Raw genomic sequence first — 2,977 nt, 5'->3', positions numbered from 1 at the left:
TTTTCATTATTTGTTTGTGCCTTGAGCGAAGCGAAAGGAATGTTGAGAAATATGATTGATATCCATGGCCATATGCTGCCGGGATTAGATGATGGTGCGTCAACGGTGGAGGAAGCCCTGGAGATGATCAGCCTTGCTTATGACAGCGGTGTTGCAGGAATTACTGCAGTAGTGCATGGTAACGGTTCTTTTGAAGGGGTGGAAGAATATAAGCAGAGGATCAGAAAATTGCGGTACATATTAAAGGAATTGGAAATACCGGTTGCCTTATATTCCGGAATGGAAATCTGTATGGGAGAAGGCGTTATAGAGAAACTTCGGCAGGGAAAACTGCTGACGTTGAATCAAACCAGATATGTATTAGCAGAGTTTTTGTTTGACGAAAATATTGAGTTTGTATTTGATTCTGTTTATCGTCTCCAAAAAGAAGGTTATAAGGTTATTATCGCCCACCCGGAAAGATATTATTTTTTTCAGGAAGATCCTGATCTGATTTATGATTTCGTCCGTCAGAAATGCCTTATGCAGATAAATAAGGGGAGTGTCTTAGGCGAGTTTGGCAGCGAGGAACAGAGACTGGCTTATCAAATCTTAAATTCCAATCTGGCTCATGCAGTAGCCTCGGATGCGCATGGCACCAGGTATAGAAATAGCAGCATGACAGAGATAAGAAGAATATTATGCCGGGAGTTTTCGGAAGCTTATGCAAAGCTTTTGCTGATGGATAATCCGGCCAGAATCTTAAGGGATGAAGATATTTTATAAAAGGAGATATTATGAAGTGGTTCAAGTTAACAATTTGCGTAATATGGGCTGTATCTATTGTTTATGCCTGCTTATTTCTATTTCAGATGAACAGGCAGAGAGATACGCAAGGTCCTAAGCTTACGTGTGATTTAAAAGAAATAGAGGCAAACATAGGCGACAGCCCACAGCTGTTGAGGAAAGGAATTACGGCTTTCGATCAGGTGGATGGAGATGTTTCTGATACCTTGATGATTGAAAACATTGAAAAAGATTTAAAGGGTGCAGACAACGAATTTTACATATCATATGCGGCATTTGACAAGTCTAGCAATATCGGACACTTAACTAGGAAACTGCGTTATCAAAACTATCATAAACCGCGTTTTTCAATTGAAGAACCGCTTCGGTTCGCTCAGAGTGACAATATCTTTCTGTTAAATTATGTAACGGCAGAAGACTGTATTGATGGGGATATCAGTCCTTTCGTTAAAATAGAAGGTGCAGATAAATTTGAAGACAACCCCAAAGCCGGAATATATGACTGTATGCTTACTGTGACGAACAGCGTAGGTGACGAGGCAAGACTTCCGGTTAAAGTGGAAATCTATGAGGACAGCTATGAGGAACGTACTTTTAAACCCCAGATTATACTGAAGAAATATATTTCCTATTTAAATACAGGGGATAACTATGAACCGCTGGATGATGTGGATTATGTTTTCGACCAGACAAATTTAAGTATTGATTACGGTCCCATGATTTCGGTAGAAGCAAGTGGAGAGACTAAAGAAGTAACGGAGGCAGAGGTTTTAAAAAAGCCCGGAAATTGGGTGAATATTTCTAAGATCAACTGTACTTCAACTGTCAATACAAAGGAAAAAGGAGTTTATTCCACAATTTATTCTTATACATCTGAGGACGGGGCATATACCTGTAATGCAGAACAAGTTGTGGTCGTGGAGTAGGGAGGCAGACATGAATTTTAGCAGTAATTACAACGCACGGCCCAATCTTGGCATAGATTACAGAGCAATACGCAGAGCATTGATGAAAAATGGCATATACATTCTAATGTTAGCATGTATAGTCGGAATTTGGGCTTATATTATTTTAAAAACCTATAAAAGTGATCAGTATGTTTCCAGAATAAATATGGTGGTTGTATCCAGGGATAATTCCAGCGGATCTTTAAATGACTATAATATGAACAGCGTAGTAGAAAGGTGCGCCAGTGCATTGAACAGTGAGGTATTAATCAGCCGGATTAAAGAGGATTTAAATCGTGATGCACTGAGGGGAACTTTAGAAGCAGCGGTGGTAGAAGGATCAAACATGATACTTTTAGAATCGCGGGCATCGGATGCGGAGCATTCCTTTTGTATTTTAACATCAGCTATAAAAAATTATCCCAAGGTTTCTTCTTATGTAACCGGTGGTTATCTAATGGAAAAGATGGGAGTACCTGCTACAGAACGGATTACGAAAGAGGGCAGCCAAGCAGGATATTTTGCAATTATTATATCCTTGCTTGTTTTCGTAACAGGCAGTGCTGTTATAACATTTGGAAGTATTTTTAACGGAAGAATTCAAAATCCAATACAGGCAAGGCAGAAAATAGATGCGGATTATCTTGGAGAATTACTCTATGAAAAAAAACAGGCAAAAAAAAGCATTTTGCTCACGAATCCCACTGTAAGTTTTGTATATACCAGAAATCTGAATCGGATTGTAAATGTGTTTCAGCGAAAGATGAAAAGCCGTGATGCTAAAAGTGTTATGATAACCAGTGTTTTGGAGAATGAAGGTAAATCCACTGTTTCTGCAAATATGGCATTGGCTTTGGCTATGCAGGGAAAAAAGGTACTGTTAATTGACACCGATTTGAAGCGTCCTGCATTAAATAAGATCTTTGATAAAAAAATAAACCCGGATAAAGAAATTTCATCATATCTGAAAGGTATCAATACATACAGCGATGTAATTTCACTGAACAAGGAGTTTGGATATTATTATTGTTTTGGATCGGTCAGCGTGGATGATAGCTGCAGGGCATTAGCATCGGAACGATTGAAACAGCTGCTGGAGCAGGCGGCTCAGGAAATGGATTATATAATCCTGGATTCACCGCCCTGCGGACTTATGCGGGATGCAGAAATTTTCGGGGAGGTTATAGAACAAACGATTCTGGTTGCCCGGCAGAATATGGTTAAGGCAGCTGTGCTCAACGATA

At 39.5% G+C, this 2,977-nt stretch carries 3 protein-coding genes; all 3 read left to right on the top strand.

The features are described from left to right. Window positions 1-765, top strand: a 765-nt coding sequence (locus tag ACH2DQ_RS06680; RefSeq protein WP_394915434.1) for a tyrosine-protein phosphatase, incomplete at its 5' end; no start/stop codon positions are given. A gap of 11 nt (window positions 766-776) precedes the next feature. Continuing rightward, complete coding sequence (locus ACH2DQ_RS06675; RefSeq protein ID WP_394915433.1) at window positions 777-1,712, top strand: hypothetical protein; 936 nt, start codon at window positions 777-779, stop codon at window positions 1,710-1,712. A 10-nt stretch (window positions 1,713-1,722) separates the two neighbouring features. Next, the coding region (locus ACH2DQ_RS06670; protein WP_395026063.1) for an AAA family ATPase at window positions 1,723-2,977 on the top strand (1,255 nt) is incomplete at its 3' end.

It is taken from the genome of Robinsoniella sp. (assembly GCF_034124845.1).
The sequence above is the reverse complement of the archived record's forward strand: the minus strand, read 5'-3'. Positions and strand labels throughout refer to the sequence as shown.

What these genes read in the sequence shown, in the direction of transcription:
- ACH2DQ_RS06675 (WP_394915433.1), top strand. Translation starts at nt 777, where the DNA reads ATGAAGTGGTTCAAGTTAACAATTTGCGTAATATGGGCTGTATCTATT.